The 18,887-nt window shown below is 54.5% G+C and carries 12 protein-coding genes and 1 rRNA gene; 7 read left to right on the top strand and 6 right to left on the bottom strand.

Going from position 1 to position 18,887, the window contains the following annotated elements:
- Positions 1-59 precede the first annotated feature (59 nt).
- The 5 genes from pgi (at position 60) to AC6I8N_RS01435 (ending at position 6,016) form a co-directional block, all read left to right on the top strand.
- A complete protein-coding gene (pgi, locus tag AC6I8N_RS01455) occupies positions 60-1,706 on the top strand; it encodes a glucose-6-phosphate isomerase (RefSeq protein ID WP_497829895.1) in 1,647 nt (548 codons plus the stop codon).
- A 514-nt stretch (positions 1,707-2,220) separates the two neighbouring features.
- Complete coding sequence (yjbE, locus tag AC6I8N_RS01450) at positions 2,221-2,469, top strand: exopolysaccharide production protein YjbE (protein ID WP_021186261.1); 249 nt, start codon at positions 2,221-2,223, stop codon at positions 2,467-2,469.
- Between the two features lie 75 nt (positions 2,470-2,544).
- Entirely contained in the window at positions 2,545-3,192 is a 648-nt protein-coding gene (locus AC6I8N_RS01445) for a YjbF family lipoprotein (protein WP_497829894.1), read from the top strand.
- A complete protein-coding gene (locus AC6I8N_RS01440) occupies positions 3,189-3,926 on the top strand; it encodes a capsule biosynthesis GfcC D2 domain-containing protein (protein ID WP_497829893.1) in 738 nt (245 codons plus the stop codon). Before AC6I8N_RS01445 ends, AC6I8N_RS01440 begins: the two co-directional genes overlap by 4 nt.
- A complete protein-coding gene (locus AC6I8N_RS01435; RefSeq protein WP_497829892.1) occupies positions 3,926-6,016 on the top strand; it encodes a YjbH domain-containing protein in 2,091 nt (696 codons plus the stop codon). Before AC6I8N_RS01440 ends, AC6I8N_RS01435 begins: the two co-directional genes overlap by 1 nt.
- Before the next feature lie 64 nt (positions 6,017-6,080).
- On the opposite strand, the gene metH is transcribed toward AC6I8N_RS01435, so the two are convergent.
- On the bottom strand, positions 6,081-9,812 hold the full coding sequence (gene metH / locus AC6I8N_RS01430; RefSeq protein ID WP_497829891.1) for a methionine synthase: 3,732 nt from the start codon (positions 9,810-9,812) through the stop codon (positions 6,081-6,083).
- A 149-nt stretch (positions 9,813-9,961) separates the two neighbouring features.
- Here metH and iclR point away from each other — a divergent pair, with 149 nt between their 5' ends.
- Positions 9,962-10,792, top strand: coding sequence for a glyoxylate bypass operon transcriptional repressor IclR (gene iclR / locus AC6I8N_RS01425; protein ID WP_021186256.1), 831 nt, complete (start codon positions 9,962-9,964; stop codon positions 10,790-10,792).
- Here the strand turns inward: iclR and aceK are convergent.
- From aceK to metA, 4 genes are all read right to left on the bottom strand, one after another.
- Positions 10,789-12,522, bottom strand: a complete 1,734-nt coding sequence (gene aceK / locus AC6I8N_RS01420) for a bifunctional isocitrate dehydrogenase kinase/phosphatase (RefSeq protein ID WP_497829890.1) — start codon at positions 12,520-12,522, stop codon at positions 10,789-10,791. The two genes, iclR and aceK, sit on opposite strands and share 4 nt — an antisense overlap.
- A 49-nt stretch (positions 12,523-12,571) precedes the next feature.
- Positions 12,572-13,876 (bottom strand): isocitrate lyase, encoded by a 1,305-nt coding sequence (gene aceA / locus AC6I8N_RS01415; protein WP_021186254.1) that lies wholly within the window; start codon positions 13,874-13,876, stop codon positions 12,572-12,574.
- A 16-nt stretch (positions 13,877-13,892) separates the two neighbouring features.
- The gene (gene aceB, locus AC6I8N_RS01410; RefSeq protein ID WP_021186253.1) at positions 13,893-15,491 is read right to left on the bottom strand and encodes a malate synthase A; all 1,599 of its coding nucleotides are present in this window, start codon (positions 15,489-15,491) and stop codon (positions 13,893-13,895) included.
- A gap of 264 nt (positions 15,492-15,755) precedes the next feature.
- Positions 15,756-16,685, bottom strand: a complete 930-nt coding sequence (gene metA / locus AC6I8N_RS01405) for a homoserine O-acetyltransferase MetA (RefSeq protein ID WP_021186252.1) — start codon at positions 16,683-16,685, stop codon at positions 15,756-15,758.
- A gap of 510 nt (positions 16,686-17,195) precedes the next feature.
- Here metA and AC6I8N_RS01400 point away from each other — a divergent pair.
- Entirely contained in the window at positions 17,196-18,518 is a 1,323-nt protein-coding gene (locus tag AC6I8N_RS01400; RefSeq protein WP_497829889.1) for a carbohydrate porin, read from the top strand.
- 173 nt (positions 18,519-18,691) lie between these two features.
- On the opposite strand, the gene rrf is transcribed toward AC6I8N_RS01400, so the two are convergent.
- Positions 18,692-18,807 (bottom strand): 5S ribosomal RNA (rrf, locus tag AC6I8N_RS01395).
- Positions 18,808-18,887 lie beyond the last annotated feature (80 nt).

The following is an 18,887-nucleotide window of genomic DNA, read 5'->3' as shown; positions in this document are numbered from 1 at the left end:
GCCAGCTGGATGCGCCCGGTTGGAATGACAGTTCTTTTTATTTCAACAAGAGTGTTGCCATGAAAAATATCAATCCGACACAAACCGCAGCCTGGAAAGCGCTGCAGCAGCATTTTGACCAGATGAAATCGGTGCAGATCGCCGACCTGTTCGCTCAGGATGCCGATCGTTTTGCGAAATTCTCTGCCACCTTTGATGATCAGATGCTGGTGGATTTCTCAAAAAACCGCATTACCCAGGAAACCCTCGACAAACTTCAGGCGCTGGCAAAAGAAACCGATCTGGCGGGCGCCATTAAGTCCATGTTTTCTGGTGAGAAGATCAACCGCACCGAAGACCGTGCCGTGCTGCATGTCGCCCTGCGTAACCGCAGCAACACGCCGATCGTGGTCGATGGCAAAGATGTGATGCCGGAAGTAAATGCGGTGCTGGCGAAGATGAAAGGCTTCTCTGAGCGCATCATCAGCGGCGAGTGGAAGGGTTATACCGGCAAAGCCATCACCGACGTGGTCAACATCGGTATCGGCGGCTCTGACCTGGGTCCGTTCATGGTGACCGAAGCGCTGCGTCCGTACAAAAACCACCTGAACATGCACTTTGTTTCCAACGTCGATGGCACCCATATCGCTGAAACGCTGAAAGATCTCAGCCCGGAAACCACGCTGTTCCTCGTCGCCTCCAAAACCTTCACCACCCAGGAAACCATGACTAACGCCCACAGCGCGCGTGACTGGTTCCTGAAAGCCGCTGGCGATCAGCAGCATGTGGCGAAACACTTTGCGGCGCTCTCCACCAACGGCAAAGCGGTCGGTGAGTTCGGCATTGATACCGCCAATATGTTCGAGTTCTGGGACTGGGTCGGCGGTCGTTATTCCCTGTGGTCGGCGATTGGCCTGTCGATCATTCTGTCCATCGGCTTCGACAATTTCGAGCAGCTGCTGAGCGGCGCGCACGCGATGGACAAACACTTCTCCACCACACCCGCCGAGCAGAACCTGCCGGTACTGCTGGCGTTGATCGGGATCTGGTACAACAACTTCTTTGGTGCCGAAACCGAAGCCATTCTGCCGTACGACCAGTATATGCATCGCTTCGCTGCCTACTTCCAGCAGGGCAACATGGAATCCAACGGTAAATACGTCGATCGTGACGGCAACGCCGTGGATTACCAGACCGGCCCCATCATCTGGGGTGAACCCGGCACCAATGGTCAGCACGCGTTCTATCAGCTGATTCATCAGGGCACCAAACTGATTCCGTGTGACTTTATCGCTCCGGCGCAGACCCATAACGCTCTGGCGGATCATCATCAGAAACTGCTGTCGAACTTCTTCGCCCAGACCGAAGCACTGGCGTTTGGTAAGTCTCGCGATGTGGTTGAGAAAGAGTTTACCGATGCCGGTAAATCCGCTGAGTCAGTGGCGCATATCGTGCCGTTCAAGGTGTTCGAAGGTAACCGCCCGACCAACTCCATCCTGCTGCGCGAAATCACGCCGTTCAGCCTCGGCGCGTTGATTGCGCTGTACGAACACAAAATCTTCACCCAGGGCGCAATCCTGAATATCTTTACCTTTGACCAGTGGGGCGTTGAGCTGGGTAAACAGCTGGCAAACCGTATTCTGCCAGAGCTGGAGAACGACGCGAAAATTGCCAGCCACGACAGTTCCACCAATGGCTTAATTAATCGCTATAAGTCCTGGCGTTAATCTTTTTCGGGTTTTGTCATAAGGCGGCAATATGGCCGCCTTTTTTACGTCTAATATGCAATAACCCGGTAGAGTTTGTTATTAATTGGACTATTATTGGTTAGATAATTCTTAAAATGACTTAGGCAAATTCTGAAGATTTTGTGTGAGAATTGAACTAACCTCTAAAAAACATGGATCTATTTACGTTTGATTTTTTCCCTATCATCATGATTAATAGATTCTTTTTATTTACTCATATTAAGGGAATTCTGAATATTCCGATTCCGTACCAATTCTTAATGCAAAAGTGAAAAATCCTGCCCGCAATCTTGCAACCAAACAGTTGTTCCAGTTCAAATAAAAACCCCAATAAAAAAAAGCAGCTATCGCTAATTTGCCTTATTTTCCACCAGAACCGTTCGTTATTTTCGCCCCCTTCCCCTCGCGCTGAACTCTGGTAATTTGTTGCCCTATACTGAACGCGCCCTATAAAGGGTAAATCCTTCATTCATATAGATGCAGGAAAGCTGTTATGAAAAAACTTATGGTTGCCGGTGCAGCCTTACTTTACGTTGCCGTTTCTTCCGCTGCGATTGCCGCACCGGAAGAAGCTGGTGCCGCAGCAGGTGCGCAGGCGGGTGCTATGTCCGCTGGTGCATCAACCGCTGTGGGTATCGGTGCGCTCGGTGCGTTGGTAGGTCTCGGCATTGCCGCTTCCGGCGGTGGTGACGGTGCAAATACCGGTACAACAACCACGACCACAACGGGCACCACTCGTTGATGTAGCACCTTTAAACATAACCACACATCCGTGTGGTTATTTTTTGCTTTGATTCGATTTGATCAGGGACACACAGTGCGCCGACTTCCTTTGCTGCTTCTCTGCCTGTTGTTGCAGGCCTGTACTCAAACGCAAAAAGGTCTGGAACAGACCGTAATGCTGGCTATCAATGGGCCGGATGATGTCACGGTAACCAATGAGCAGGTTGCCAGCCTGCCTTACGCCAGCCTTTATGCCCGCATCAACGCTGGCCAGCGCATCTTTGTGGTGCTGGGCTACAACGAAAATGGTCAGCAGAAATGGATAACCCAGGACCGGGCGATGCTGGTGATGCAGCACGGCCGTCTGGTGAAAACCCTCGGCCTGACCGACAACCTGATTGATGTCAGCAATCTGGCGCAGGACCCGCTGGCCGACCCATTACACCTGCAAAACGGCGCCAGCTGGACCCGCGTGGTGCAGTGGCGTGAGAAAGATAAGCAACGCGCCGCTACCGCTGTCTCCCAATTTCAGCGCGGTGATGATGAAGTGCTGACTATTGCCGGTAAGGCCGTGCCCTGCCGGGTATGGCACGAGACGGTGCGTATCGACAGCATGGGTCGTGAGTGGCAGAACACCTTCTGGCTCGATAACCGCGACGGCACCGTGATGCAAGCCACGCAGATGCTGGCAGCAGGCGAATTCCCGATTGAAACCACCATTCTGAAACCGGCGAAATCATGAAAAAAATAACGTCTTTGCTGGCGGGACTGGCGCTGTTCACTGCGGGCAATGCGCTGGCCGATAGCCAGGTTATCGTCCACGACGGACAACAACGCGCGACCTTGCAGGTCGATCATGCACAAAACCTCAGCCAACTGGTGACCAATCCGGCTATCCACACCTGGTGGCCCGGTACGGTGATTGCCGAACGCGGCGCTACCGCTGTGGCAAAACAGCAGCAACAACAATTGCTGGCCGATTTGCGCGCCTGGCAGGCGGATAGCAGCGGCGATCGTGCCGCCGCCATTGGTACGGTTATCCAGCAGCTAGCCGCCGTCCCGGTGACGGGCCGTCAGTTTACTTCGCTCGACCCCGACTGGGTACGTATCCGCCCGGAAGCCAATCGTCGCTTGCAGGGCAGCTATGACCTCTACACGCTGGCACCGCCGACTCAGGTACTGGTGCTTGGTGCGCTGGCGCATCCCGGCAAAGTGAGCTGGCAACCTGGCCGCACGGTGCGCAGCTATCTGGCCGATCACGATCGTCTTTCCGGTGGTGAACGCAGCTTTGCCACGGTGATTGCCCCCTCCGGCGAGACGCAGCAGGTCCCGATTGCGTACTGGAATCATCGTCATGTGGAAGTGGAGCCTGGCAGCATTATCTGGCTCGGTTTTTCATCGTGGAGCCTGCCCTGGGGCCAGAGCGACCTGAATGACCGCATGATTTCTGTTCTGACTCACCGGATTCCAGACTGATGAAAAAACACTATCTTCTCAGCCTGCTGGCTGTTGCTGTTTCCGCGGCCTGTAACGTACAGGCGGCAAGCTATGACGATCCGATTGGCCCGTCACAATCTGACTTCGGCGGCGTCGGCCTGATGCAGGTGCCGACTGCGCGTATGTCGCGTGACGGGGAGTTCAGCCTCAACTATCGCAACAACGACCAGTACCGCTACTATTCGGCGTCGCTGCAACTGTTCCCGTGGCTCGAAAGCACCGTGCGTTATACCGACGTACGCACCCGTCGCTACAGCGCCAGCGAGAGTTTCAGTGGCGACCAGAGCTATAAAGACAAAGCCTTCGACCTGAAGCTGCGCCTGTGGCAAGAGAGCTACTGGCTGCCGGAAGTGTCGGTTGGCACGCGCGATTTGGGCGGTACCGGCCTGTTCGACAGCGAATATCTGGTGGGCACCAAAGCCTGGGGACCGTTTGATTTCACCTTCGGTATCGGCTGGGGCTATCTCGGTAACAGCGGCAGCATCAAAAACCCATTCTGTTCCTACAGCGCCAGTTTCTGTAGCCGTACCACAGGCGGCGAAGCCGGTTCGATCAACGGTTCGCAAATGTTCCACGGCCCGGCTGCGTTGTTTGGGGGTATCGAATATCAGACACCCTGGCAGCCGCTGCGTCTGAAAGTCGAATATGAAGGCAACAACTACCAGGATGACTTCGCCGGACGTCTGGAGCAGCGCAGCAAAGTTAACGTCGGGGCGATTTACCGTGTGACCGACTGGGCGGATATCAACGCCAGCTACGAGCGCGGCAATACCTTTATGTTTGGCTTCACCATTCGCACCAACTTTAACGATTTACGCCAGGAACATATCGACAGCGCCAAACCGGCTTACAATCCGCAGCCGCAGGGCGATTTGTTGCAATCGACCGTGGTGGCAAACCAGCTGACCGACCTGAAATATAACGCTGGCCTGGATGGCCCACGAATTCAGACCAAAGGCGATACCTTGTATGTCTCTGGCGAGCAGACCAAATACCGTGATACCGCCGAAGGCGTCGACCGTGCCAACCGCATTATCATGAATAATCTGCCGGACGGCATTAAGACGATTGATGTGACCGAGTCGCGCTTCAATATGCCACAGGTGACCACCCGCACCGACGTCGCCAGTCTGCACAACGATCTCGCCGGTTACCCGCTGGGTCAGGAAAAACCGTTGCAACAGCAGCGTATCGATCCGGTCGATCCGGGTGAAGCCGAACAGGGTTACTTCATCCGTAAAGATCGTCTGAACTACAGCCTGTCGCCGGTGCTGAATCAGTCGGTCGGTGGGCCGGAAAGTTTCTATATGTACCAGGTCGGCGTGATGGGTAACGTTGATTACTGGCTGACGGATCACCTGCTGGTCGGCGGTAGCCTGTTTGGCAACATCGCCAACAACTACGATAAGTTTAATTACAATGGCTTATCGGCCAGCAACGGCCTGCCGCGTGTACGTACCCATATTCGTCAGTACGTTGAGAACAACGTTTATATCAATGACCTGCAAGCCAACTACATGCATTACCTCGGCAATGGCTTCTACGGTCAGGTGTACGGCGGTTATCTGGAAACCATGTATGGCGGTGTCGGTGGCGAGGTGTTGTATCGTCCGGTCGACAGCAACTGGGCGTTTGGCGTCGATGCCAACTACGTCAAGCAGCGCGACTGGGACAACATGATGAAGTTCACCGATTACAAAGCGCCTGTGGGTAATCTGACCGCTTACTGGCGTCCGTGGTTTATGGAGAACGTGTTGGTGAAAGCCAGCGTAGGTCAGTATCTGGCGAAGGATAAAGGTGTGACGGTCGATATGTCGAAGCAGTTCGACAGCGGTGTGATCGTCGGCTTCTACGCCACCAAAACCAACGTTTCCGCAGAAGAGTATGGCGAAGGTAGCTTCACCAAAGGCTTCTATATCTCAATTCCGATGGACCTGTTTACCGTGACGCCAACGCGTGGTCGTGCGCAGGTGAACTGGGTACCGTTGACGCGTGATGGCGGTCAGATGCTGGGACGTAAATACCAGCTGTATGATATGACCTCTGATCGTGATGCGCGGTTTAATTAACCGCCATAAAAATGGGCGGCCCGGTGGGTCGCCCAAATATGCGCGATAAATCGCGCAGCAAAGACTAGTCTGCGTCGTAGCCGAGGTTCGGCGCTAGCCAGCGCTCCACCTCACTGATGCTCATCCCTTTACGCACCGCGTAATCTTCCACCTGGTCGCGCTGAATCTGCGCCACGGCGAAATAGCGGCTGTCAGGATGGCTGAAATACCAGCCGGACACTGATGCCCCCGGCCACATAGCGAAGGACTCGGTCAGCTTCATGCCGGTATGGGTTTCCACATCCAGCAGTTGCCAGATCTGCGCTTTTTCGGTGTGCTCCGGGCATGCGGGATAACCCGGTGCCGGACGGATACCCTGATAATTCTCACGAATCAGTTCGTCATTGCTGAGGTTTTCATGAGCAGCAAAGCCCCAGATCACCTTACGCACTCGCTCATGTAAATATTCCGCGAACGCTTCAGCCAGACGATCCGCCACCGCCTTGATCATGATTTTGTTGTAGTCGTCATGCTGCTGGTCATAGGCTTCGGCCAGTGCATCTTCTTCGAGGCCACCGGTGACCGCAAAAGCACCAAGGTAATCCGCCTTGCCGCTCGATTTCGGTGCCACGAAGTCAGCCAGACAATAGTTAGCAAAGTCGGTTTTTTCCGTCTGTTGACGTAAGTGATGACTCACACACAACACCTGGTTGCGGTTTTCATCAGTGTAAATTTCGATGTCATCGCCCACGCGGTTAGCCGGGAAAATCCCCACCACACCGCGTGGCTGAAGCGTACCTTTCTGGCTCAGCATATCGAGCATCGCGTTAGCATCATGGAACAGACGCTGTGCCTCTTCACCCACGACTTCATCTTGCAGAATGCGTGGGTATTTCCCGGCCAGTGACCAGGTCATAAAGAAGGGTGTCCAGTCGATGTAGTTACGCAGCGTTTCAATGCTAGCCTCTACCGGACTGGCGCCGAGACGGTGTGCCACCGGCGGCGTATAGCTTTCCCAGTCAAATGAGAAATCATTGTCACGCGCGATTTGCAGGCTGACCGGCGGAGTACGCGGCTTTTTGCGCGCATGCTGAATACGCACGGTGTCGTACTCTTTGCGCGTACGTGCCACAAAATCATCTTTCAGCGTCGGTGACAGCAGCGAAGAAACCACGCCAACGGTGCGCGAGGCGTTCTGTACGTACACCGTCGGGCCGCTGTAGTTCTGCTCGATTTTGACTGCGGTATGCGCTTTAGAGGTGGTTGCGCCGCCAATCAGCAGCGGCAGGGTGAAACCCTGACGCTCCATCTCTTTCGCCACGTTGACCATCTCATCCAACGATGGCGTGATCAGCCCGGAGAGGCCGATAATGTCGGCCTTCTGCTCAATCGCGGTTTTCAGAATTTTGTCACTCGGCACCATCACGCCAAGATCGATGATTTCGTAGTTGTTACATTGCAGCACCACGCCAACGATGTTTTTGCCGATGTCATGCACATCGCCCTTCACCGTCGCCAGCACAATTTTGCCGTTGCTGCTGCCCGCTTCTTTACTCGCCTGGATAAAAGGCTCGAGGTAAGCCACCGCCTGCTTCATCACGCGCGCGGATTTCACCACCTGCGGCAGGAACATCTTCCCTTCGCCAAACAGATCGCCCACCACGTTCATGCCGGACATCAGCGGCCCTTCAATCACCTCAATCGGCCGCGCAGATGCCTGGCGCGCTTCTTCGGTGTCCTGCTCGATAAACTCGGTGATACCTTTAACCAGCGAATATTCGAGACGTTTGACCACATCCCAGCTGCGCCATTCCGCCTGCTGTTTTTCCTGCTCGCCGTCGCCTTTGGCACCACGGTACTTCTCCGCCAGCTCCAGCAGACGCTCGGTGCCGTCGTCACGGCGGTTGAGGATCACATCCTCCACCGCATCGCGCAGTTCAGCGGGTAAGTCGTCATAAATCGCCAGCTGCCCGGCGTTGACAATACCCATGTCCATTCCGTTGCGAATTGCGTAGTAAAGGAACACCGCGTGGATCGCTTCACGCACCGGTTCGTTACCCCGGAACGAGAACGATACGTTGGAGACACCACCGGAGATCATCGCATGCGGCAGCTCGCGTTTGATGTCTTCACAAGCACCGATAAAGTCCATCGCGTAATTGTTGTGTTCTTCAATACCGGTAGCGACGGCAAAAATGTTCGGGTCGAAGATGATATCTTCCGGCGGGAAACCGACTTCTTCGGTGAGGATCTGGTAAGCACGACGGCAGATCTCAATTTTGCGTGCGCGGGTATCCGCCTGACCGACTTCGTCAAACGCCATCACCACCATCGCCGCACCGTAACGACGCACCTTACGTGCGTGATCGATAAACGGCTCAATCCCCTCTTTCATCGAGATCGAGTTGACGATGCCTTTGCCCTGGATGCATTGCAGCCCTTTCTCAATCACCTCCCATTTGGAGGAGTCGATCATGATCGGCACGCGCGCGATATCCGGTTCACCGGCAATCAGGTTGAGGAAGCGCACCATCGCCGCTTCCGCATCCAGCATACCTTCGTCCATGTTGATATCGATGATTTGCGCGCCGCTTTCCACCTGCTGACGCGCCACATCCAGCGCTTCGTTGTATTTCTCTTCTTTAATCAGACGCTTAAATTTCGCCGAACCGGTTACGTTGGTACGTTCGCCCACGTTAACGAACAGCGAGTCAGCGCTGATATTCAGCGGTTCCAGCCCGGACAAGCGACACGCCACCGGGATCTCCGGCAATTGACGTGGGGCAACGCCGTCCACTACCGCGGCCATCGCCGCAATATGCTCCGGCGTGGTGCCGCAGCAGCCACCGATAATATTCAGAAAGCCGGAACGCGCCCATTCACCAATCTGCTGTGCCATAGTGGCGGCATCGAGATCGTATTCGCCAAAGGCGTTGGGCAGACCGGCGTTAGGGTGTGCGGTGACGTAACCTTCGGCAATGCGCGACAATTCAGCGACATACTGACGGAGTTCATCGGGTCCCAATGCGCAGTTAAGACCGAAGGAGAGCGGCTCAGCATGGCGCAGCGAGTTATAAAAGGCCTCCGTCGTCTGACCGGACAGGGTACGGCCAGAGGCATCGGTGATGGTGCCGGAGATCATCAGCGGCAGCTTGACCCCCATCGCCTCCATCTCGGCCTGCACTGCGTAAATCGCGGCTTTGGCGTTCAGGGTATCGAACACCGTTTCGATCATGATCAGGTCAGAACCGCCTTTGATCAGCGCGTGGGTGGATTCACGGTAGGCGTCCACCAGCTGATTAAAGGTGATATTACGGAAAGCGGGATCGTTCACGTCCGGTGAGATGGAACAGGTGCGGTTGGTCGGGCCAAGCACCCCGGCCACGTAGCGTGGGCGCTCAGGGGTTTTTGCACTCCATTCGTCGGCACAGGCACGCGCCAGTTTCGCGGCCTCGAAGTTAATCTCCGCCGACAACGCCTCCATCTCGTAATCCGCCATCGCAATGGTGGTGGCATTGAAGGTATTGGTTTCCAGAATATCAGCACCTGCCGCGAGGTAAGCGTCATGGATCTCGCGGATCACCTCAGGCCTGGACAGCACCAGCAAATCGTTGTTGCCCTTCAGATCGCATGGCCAGTCGGCAAAACGGCTGCCACGAAAATCCTGCTCGTCCAGTTTATAACTCTGGATCATGGTGCCCATGCCACCGTCCAGAATCATGATGCGTCGCGCGAGCTGCTGATGCAGCGCTTCTATTCTGTTGCTCACTCTTGCCCCGTCCACGTCATTACGTTGGCTGAAATGCCAGCCAGACATACTGGCATAACTTTACGGTGGGTAAAAGTTATGCCAGTTGAGACATTTTCAGAGTGTGACTTTACAGATCCGACCAGTAAGCCAGCGTTTGCATTCACCAGACGAAAAACGAAAATGGTTTCCATATTTGGAGCAATTCTGGAGACGTCATGGTTACCCCTGCACCCGCCAAACGCGGCAAAAAACCCCGTACCGCTGCGGCCAGCTCGGCCCCGGCTGGCGGCCAGGTCCAATCCCTGACGCGCGGCCTGCGCTTGCTGGAACTGATTGCAGAATCACACGGCAGCGTGCCGTTGACTGAACTGGCACAACAGGCCGGTTTACCCAACTCCACCACCCATCGCCTGCTCACCACCATGCAGCAGCAGGGCTTCGTCCATCAGGTGGGTGATCTCGGTTTCTGGGCGATTGGTTCGCATGCGTTTGTTGTCGGCAGCAGCTTCCTGCAAAGTCGCAATCTGCTGGCGATTGTTCATCCAATTCTGCGCAAGTTAATGGAAGATGCCGGGGAAACCGTCAATCTGGCGGTGCTGGATCTCAGTGATTATCAGGCGGTGATTATCGACCAGGTGCAGTGCACTCAACTGATGCGTATGTCTGCACCGATTGGCGGTAAGCTGCCGATGCACGCTTCCGGCGCTGGCAAAGCCTTCCTCGCGCATCTGAGCGACGATCAGGTGACGGCGTTGCTGCATCAAAAAGGGCTGCATTACTACACACCGAAAACCCTGATGTCGCCGCATAGCCTGAAAGAGAATCTGGCGCTGATTCGCAAGATGGGTTTTTCTCACGATGATGAAGAACACGCGCTGGGTCTGCGTTGCGTGGCAGCACCGATTTATGACGAACATGGTGAACCCTTTGCGGCGATCTCCATTTCCGGCCCGATTGCGCGTATGACTGATGACCGCATCACCGAATTAGGTGCGCTGGTGATCCGCGCCGCGAAACAGGTGACTCAGGCTTACGCCGGACGTTAAGCAGGGAGCAGAGCATAGCGCACGCTAAAGCGCTGTGCCGCCCGCCACGCGATCACTTCCTCAATATGCCCCTGACGAATACGCGCTTGTTGGGCGCGCCACCAGCCCGCATCGAATAACTCAGGATGCAGCGCCAGCAGCAATTTCCCGGTGGCCGGTTCGCTACATAACGCATAGCGAAACGTTTCCGGGAACACATCATCTGGCCCGACGCTATACCACGGCTCGGCCTGGAGTTCATCCTCTTCGTAACGCGCGGGCGGTACGTCACGGAACTGTAACTCAGTCATCGGGCGGATTTCGTCGTAATCGTAAAACACCACCCGACCGTGGCGCGTCATGCCGAAGTTTTTAAATAACATGTCCCCCGGAAAAATGTTCGCTGCCGCCAACTGGCGTATGGCATCGCCATACTCTTCAATGGCATGGCGGCGCTGCGCAGCATCGGCCTGTGCCAGCCACAAGTTGAGCGGCTGCATACGGCGCTCCAGCCACAGATGCCGAATAATCACCACGTCATCTTCAATGCAGATTTTTTCCGGGATTTCACGTTCAAACTCGGCCATCAGCGCCGCCGGGATACGTGCACGCGGCAGCGCGAAGTGTTCAAACTCCTGGGTATCCGCCATGCGACCGACACGATCATGCTCTTTCACCCGTTGGTAGCAGTCGCGCACCTGCGCTTCCGTCACCTCCTTCTGCGGGGCAAAACGGTCTTTGATCACCTTAAAAACCCGATCAAATCCTGGCAGCGTGAACACCAACATCACCATGCCGCGAACGCCTGGGGCAATGGTGAACTCTTCCTCGCTGTGCGCCAGATAGTGCAGATATTCGCGATAACATTCGGTTTTGCCATGCTTCTGGCAGCCAATCGCCATATAACGTTCAGCGGTGGTTTTGCCGGGCAGAATGGGTGCCAGCCAGGCCACCAGCGCAGCAGGCACCGGGGCATAAACCATAAAGTAGGCGCGGGCGAAACCGAACACGATGCTGGCGTCGTTGCTGTCAGTCAGACAGGTATCAATCCACAACCGCCCGGCTTCATCACGCTGGATCGGTAACAGGCACGGGAAAGTGGCATCGGCCAGTCGCAGGCGCGCCACTATCCATGCGGTTTTATTGCGGTAAAACAGCTCGCAGGCCACATCCAACGTCGCCGTCGCTAACTGCGTTGCGCTGAATTGTTCGTGCAGATGGCGCACCACCCAACTGATATCACGCGCCTGATCCTGCCACGGCAGACGCAGCGGGATATCGTTGAGGATCTGCCGTAATGTCTCCTGCCACCCCTGCTGGGGCCGGTACAGACGCGACAGCGGGCGCGGTGATTCCGGGGCGGAGGCATACGGCTGCGACGGAAAGATAAACAGCCGCTCAGGCGACAGATGGCTATGGCCCTGTAAGCGGCAATACACCGAGTTAAAGAAGCTTTCGGCAATCTCATGGCGCGGATAACCCGGCAACAGCGTTTCGTAGTGGCTTTTCACCCGCAGCCAGAAGGCCTCATCCCAGTCTGCCGCACCGTTGATGATCCGTAGCTGGTTTGCCACCAGACCGACATGGTGATCGTAAAGGTGAATACGCGCCTTCATCGCCTGCTGTACCGCATGCCAGTCGGCCTGTTCAAAACGCTGCTGGGCACCGGCGGTAATGTCGAGAAAGCGGCCATACTGCGCGTCAAAACCTTGCAGGATGGTATGGGCGATCAGGGATTCTCTCGGCGGCATAGGCACGTCTCCCGGCAATATGGCCCCTCCGTGGGCCAGGGATCACAACTCAGAACTGTGCAGCTTCCGTGGAACCGGTCAGCGCCGTCACCGACGACTGGCCCCCCTGAATCACCGTGGTGATACGGTCGAAATAGCCGGTACCCACTTCCTGCTGATGGGACGAGAAGGTGTAGCCCTTCTCACGCGCCGCGAATTCTGGCTGCTGTACTTTCTCCACGTAGTGGCGCATCCCCTCGCCCTGCGCATAGGCGTGCGCCAGGTCGAACATGTTGAACCACATGCTGTGAATACCTGCCAGGGTGATGAACTGGAAGCGGTAACCCATCTCGCTCAACGCCTGCTGGAAGCGGGCGATGGTGCGATCATCGAGGTTTTTCTTCCAGTTAAACGACGGCGAGCAGTTGTAGGCCAGCAGCTTTCCGGGATATTGCGCATGGATCGCGTCGGCAAAACGCTGCGCCAGCGCCAGATCCGGCGTCGAGGTTTCGCACCACAACACATCCGCATAAGGGGCGTAGGCCAGACCGCGACTGATCGCCTGCTCAATCCCGGCGCGAGTGCGGAAGAACCCTTCCGAGGTGCGCTCACCAGTAATAAAGGCGCGATCATATTCATCGCAGTCCGAGGTGATCAGGTCAGCAGCATCCGCGTCGGTGCGGGCGATCAGCACCGTCGGGACATCCATCACATCTGCCGCCAGTCGTGCCGCCACCAGTTTTTGAATCGCCTCCTGCGTTGGCACCAGCACTTTGCCGCCCATATGGCCGCATTTCTTTACCGCCGCCAGTTGATCTTCAAAATGCACCGCCGCCGCACCTGCCTGGATCATCGACTTCATCAACTCAAACGCGTTGAGCACCCCGCCAAAGCCCGCTTCAGCATCCGCCACGATCGGCAGGTAGTAATCAATAAACCCTTCAACGTCCGGCGACATTCCGCTGGCCCACTGAATCTGATCGGCACGCTGGAAGCTTTGATTGATACGTTCCACTACCGCCGGTACCGAGTTCACCGGATACAGCGACTGATCCGGGTACATTTGCCCGGCAAGGTTGGCATCCGCCGCCACCTGCCAGCCGGAGAGATAAATCGCCTCAATACCCGCTTTCGCCTGTTGTACCGCCTGACCACCGGTCAATGCCCCCAGGCTATTGATGTAACCCTTTTGCGATTCGCCATTCAGCAGCGACCACAGCTTTTGCGCGCCGCGTTCGGCGAGGGTGCAAGCCGGATTCACCGAACCGCGTAAATTCACCACATCCTGCGCGCTGTAAGGACGGGTAATGCCCTGCCAGCGCGCGTCGCGCCAGGTGGTTTCCAGTTGTTTGATTTGTTGTGCACGAGTCGTCATGGCAATGTCTCCTGGGTCATGGCAGCAGGCGGTAACCTGGCAGGGTGAGGAAAGGAACCAGTTCATCATCGGTGGTGATTTGCGCCATCAGCGCAGCGGCATCAGCAAAACGTCCATGACGGAAGCGCTCTTCACCGAGGCTGTGCTGTAACGCATGTAACTCTTCATCCAGCAGTTGTTCAAACAATGCAGCCGTCACCAGCTGACCATCGCTGAGGATTTGCTTGTGGTGAATCCATTGCCAGATCGAGGTACGGGCAATTTCGGCAGTCGCGGCGTCTTCCATCAGACCATCAATGGGGACACAGCCGTTGCCACTGATCCACGACTCCAGATATTGCAGCGCCACCCGGATGTTGGCGCGCATCCCGGCTTCGGTACGTTTGCCGCGACAGGGAAGTAATAAGCGCTCGGCGGTGATCGGATTGTCTTGCTCGCGGCTGACATGCAACTGGTTAGGTCGATCGCCCAGTTGGCGATTAAATTCTGCCATCGCAATATCCGCCAGACCAGGATGTGCCACCCAGGTGCCGTCGTGGCCGTTTGCCGCTTCACGAGCCTTGTCCTCCCGTACCTTCTGCATCACCCAGGCATTACGCTCTTCATCCTTGCTTGGGATCAGCGCCGACATGCCACCCATTGCCAGCGCGCCGCGCCGATGGCAGGTTTTGATCAGCAGACGCGAGTAGGCATCCAGGAAAGGTTGATCCATGCTGATTTGCTGACGATCTGGCAGGATGCGTTCACCATGCTGCCCCAGCGTTTTGATGTAGCTGAAGATATAATCCCAGCGACCACAGTTCAGACCGACCACATGATCGCGCAGCTCCCACAGGATCTCATCCATCTGGAATACCGCCGGTAACGTCTCGATCAACACCGTGGCTTTAATGGTGCCGCGTGGCAGATCAAGCCGATCTTCGCTGAAACGGAAGATTTCACGCCACCACGCCACTTCCGAGGCATGTTCGGTTTTCGGCAGATAGAACCACGGCCCATGACCTTTCTCCAGCAGCGCATCGACGTTGTGAAACAGATACAACGCAAAATCGAACAACCCACCGGGGATGGCACGATCACGCCATTCCACATGCTTCTCATCCAGATGCAGACCGCGCACACGGCACATCAGCAATGCCGGATCGGATCGTAACTGGTAGATCTTGCCTGCTTCACTGGTGAAGCTCAGCGTACCTTTTACCGCATCACGCAGCGCCAGCTGACCATCAACCAATTTTTGCCAGGTGGGTGCCAGCGAATCCTCAAAATCCGCCATAAAGACTTTTACGTTCGCATTCAATGCGTTGATCACCATTTTGCGATCCGGTGGTCCGGTGATCTCAACGCGGCGATCGCGCAGTAACTCGGGAATGGGGCGCACCTGCCATGCATTTTCACGAATGGAAGCCGTTTCCGAATCAAAGCCTGGCAATGCGCCTTGGTCATAACGCTGCTGCCGTTGCTCGCGAGCTTTCAACAGGCGATCGCGTTCCGGGGCGAAACGTGCCACCAGGGAGTGCAGGAAGTCGATCGCTTCCGGGGTGAGCAGCTGCTTTTCCGCGTGGGTAAAGGGCTGGCTGAAGGTTAGCGTACTGCTGATAACCGAGTCTGTCATGCGGGCTGCCTCCTGTGTTGATCCCTGATTGCGTTGCGGGATCCGGCTGTAGGGTATTTTTTGACCTGCAAGATCAGAGCATAATGATTTTTATTTTATTTTCAAAAACAATTTCCATTTTTGATTGCAATGCAATTCAACCACATGATTTAAATGTAATTTAAAGTCTCGAATTAAAGGCAATAACTTCCACGACATCTCGCAGGCATAAAAAAGCCGTGGTTACACGAGGCAACCACGGCAAGGTCAAATGAGTTGGAACGGTTACTCGAGTGTCGGATTCATATGTCGTAGATCAAACGGCGTGATCTGGTAAACGTAATAGTTCAGCCAGTTTGAGAACAACAGGTTGCCATGACTGCGCCAGGTAGCGCGTGGCGGCAACTCCGGGTTGTCGTGAGGGAAATAGTTAAATGGCACCTCGGGATGCAGGCCGGCATCGTAATCACGATGGTATTCACCGGATAGCGTCAGCGCATCGTACTCCGGGTGTCCGGTAACAAACGCCAGGCGCTTATCTTTGCTCGCCATCAGGTAGGCCCCGGTGGTTTCCGATTCGGCAAACAGCTCCAGATCGGTGTAATCACGGATCAGCTGGCTGGGAAAGTCGGCATAGCGCGAATGCGGGGCGAGGAAGTTGTCATCAAAACCACGCGTCAGCAACGCATGCGGATGCAGGATTTGATGCTCATACACGCCAGACAGCTTGTGCTGGCGCGTCTGTTTAGGAATGCCGTAGAGAATATTCAACGCGGCCTGTACCGCCCAGCAGACAAATAACGTCGAGGTGACATGTTCCTTTGCCCAGTGCAGCACACGCTGAATCTGCGGCCAGTAGGCGACATCATTGAAATCAACCAGACCCAGCGGCGCGCCGGTAACAATCAGTCCATCGAAGTTATCATCCTGAATATCCTCAAAATTGCAGTAGAAATTATTCAGGTGCTCGGTGGGGGTATTACGTGACTCGCGGCTGTCGATACGCAGTAGCTGAATATCAATCTGCAATGGCGAGTTGGATAACAGGCGCAGGAACTGGTTTTCGGTCTCAATCTTTTTCGGCATCAGGTTGAGGACCAGCACTTTCAACGGACGGATCTCCTGAACACTGGCGCGCGACGAGGTCATCACAAAGACATTCTCGTTGCGCAAGAAATTCACTGCCGGTAACTCGTCGGGGATCCTGATTGGCATAACCTGCTTACCTCTTACAACCGTATAAACGTTTAGACATCCAGATGCCTGACATTAGCCTGGAGTATCGTGAATGTCGAGTCTTCATGCGATTTATGAAAATGTTTCAGCTTAATGTGTCTTAAGGATCTGGCGAAGAAAGAATCTCTGACAGCCTGAAATTAATTAACTGCGGGCCAATTTAAATAATCAAAGCGGAGGGAAAACATTCTACCCATATTTATTTGGTTTATAATCCAGACTTTTTAGGTTGTATAAATGCCAGCGATAAAAGTGAGGCAAATAATTAAATCCTTATGAAATTTAAATATAAATACGATTAAATTCATTATGTTATGAATTTTATTGTTCTCAATCAAAACCGCCAGATAAATATTTATAAAATTTAAATCACGTCAGGTGTATAAGTCACTTCTGTTATAAAAACAGACCACACTATTAATTCCAATTTTGAAATATCCCTTTATTTAACTTTTTGGCTCGGAAATTATATCTGTAAGGTTTTTTACTATGCATAAACTCAAAATTGCACACCTGATCGTACCAGGCATGCTGGTCATGGCGTCACCCTACGGGTTTGCGGCTGCCGCACCCTTCTCCAGTGATTCACCGTGGATGTTAGGTGACTGGGATGGTCAGCGTACCGCCCTTCAACAACAAGGCATTGATTTTAATGTTAATTATGTGATGGAGAGTGCCGCGAATCTGGCAGGTGGCTATCAATCCTCCACTACTGCACGTTATACCGATCAATGGATGTTCAGTACCCATCTCGATCTGGAAAAATTGCTGGGGTGGCAGGACACTGATTTCCAGGCCACAGTGACCGATCGTAATGGGCAGAACCTGTCGGAACAGGTGGCAAATCCTAAAGCCCCGATGCTTTCTTCTGTTCAGGAGGTTTATGGCCGCGGTCAGACATGGCGACTGACACAGTTCTGGTTGCGTAGCGGTTTTTTCAACGACCATGTCAATCTTAAGCTGGGTCGTGCAACGGTAGGGGAGGATTTTGGCACCATCGAGTCGCATTTCCAGAACCTGGCGCTCGGACCGGGTATTCCGGGTAAATCTCGTAGCGATCGCTGGATGAACTGGCCGGTATCTCAGTGGATGGGGCGTTTACAGCTGAATATCACGCCGGATGTCTATGTTAAGGTGGGATTTTATAATCAGAACGATGATAACGATAATCGCGGCAGCGGTTTTCATTTCTCGGTCAATCACTCCGATGGCAATCTGGTTCCGGTAGAAATTGGCTGGCAGCCAAAGCTTGGTGCTGATGCACTACAGGGAAATTATCGCCTGGGTGCTTACTACTCTTCGGCTCAGGGTGGGGTTTATCACAGCTGGCAACACGGTCAATATGGCGATACCGCGCATGGCTACGGCGCTTATGCCATTGTTCAGCAGCAATTATTTTCCCTGCAACATGATAATCATCGCAGCTTGTCTCTGACGCTGAGCCAGGTGATGCATGATAAGCGCACCTCAAAACTCGATTATACCCAAACGGTGGCACTGAGCTGGAAGGGGCTTTTTGCTACGCGTCCCCAGGATGAAATTGGTTTAGGTATGGCGCGTTTGCATGTGAATTCGGCATACAGCCGCATGCTCGAGCGGGAGAATGAAGAGAACGGTGCGCAAAGCGTGAATGATGCTACTTATCTACCAGTGATCAGAGGCTCTGAATACGACTATGAACTCTACTATTCCTGGAACGCCAGCTCATGGCTTACATTGCGTCCTAATCTGCAATATGTTGTCGCGCCAGGCGCAGACAGCAGCGTAAAAAATGCATTTGTTGGGGGAATTACAGCGAGCTTAACGTTCTAACAGTTAAGCTGTAATGGTGCGATTTATCGCATCATTACCCGTTGCGGTGCGATTTATCGCGCGGGTTTTATTGTTCCGGACGCAGAAAAATGCGCGATAAATCGCGCCGCGACGAAATGCGCAGACGTAAAAAAGCCCTGAACTTTCGTTCAGGGCTTCTTCACTTAATTGATGCCTGGCAGTTCCCTACTCTCGCATGGGGAGACCCCACACTACCATCGGCGCTACGGCGTTTCACTTCTGAGTTCGGCATGGGGTCAGGTGGGACCACCGCGCTACAGCCGCCAGGCAAATTCTGTTTATCCGTACCGCCCTCACAGGCCATACGAATCAATCCGTTCGAACAAAGCTGAAAATTCTCGCGTCTCT

This window comes from Pantoea sp. X-Soil-TKNS-1279, from assembly GCF_059730565.1.
This window is presented reverse-complemented; position numbering and strand designations above follow the sequence as displayed.

Bases quoted from the DNA above. Each gene is read 5' to 3' on its own strand.
- metH (WP_497829891.1), bottom strand. From the start codon at position 9,812: ATGTCTGGCTGGCATTTCAGCCAACGTAATGACGTGGACGGGGCAAGA.
- iclR (WP_021186256.1), top strand. From the start codon at position 9,962: ATGGTTACCCCTGCACCCGCCAAACGCGGCAAAAAACCCCGTACCGCT.
- AC6I8N_RS01400 (WP_497829889.1), top strand. From the start codon at position 17,196: ATGCATAAACTCAAAATTGCACACCTGATCGTACCAGGCATGCTGGTC.
- AC6I8N_RS01435 (WP_497829892.1), top strand. From the start codon at position 3,926: ATGAAAAAACACTATCTTCTCAGCCTGCTGGCTGTTGCTGTTTCCGCG.
- pgi (WP_497829895.1), top strand. From the start codon at position 60: ATGAAAAATATCAATCCGACACAAACCGCAGCCTGGAAAGCGCTGCAG.
- AC6I8N_RS01440 (WP_497829893.1), top strand. From the start codon at position 3,189: ATGAAAAAAATAACGTCTTTGCTGGCGGGACTGGCGCTGTTCACTGCG.
- yjbE (WP_021186261.1), top strand. From the start codon at position 2,221: ATGAAAAAACTTATGGTTGCCGGTGCAGCCTTACTTTACGTTGCCGTT.
- aceA (WP_021186254.1), bottom strand. From the start codon at position 13,876: ATGACGACTCGTGCACAACAAATCAAACAACTGGAAACCACCTGGCGC.
- metA (WP_021186252.1), bottom strand. From the start codon at position 16,685: ATGCCAATCAGGATCCCCGACGAGTTACCGGCAGTGAATTTCTTGCGC.
- aceK (WP_497829890.1), bottom strand. From the start codon at position 12,522: ATGCCGCCGAGAGAATCCCTGATCGCCCATACCATCCTGCAAGGTTTT.
- aceB (WP_021186253.1), bottom strand. From the start codon at position 15,491: ATGACAGACTCGGTTATCAGCAGTACGCTAACCTTCAGCCAGCCCTTT.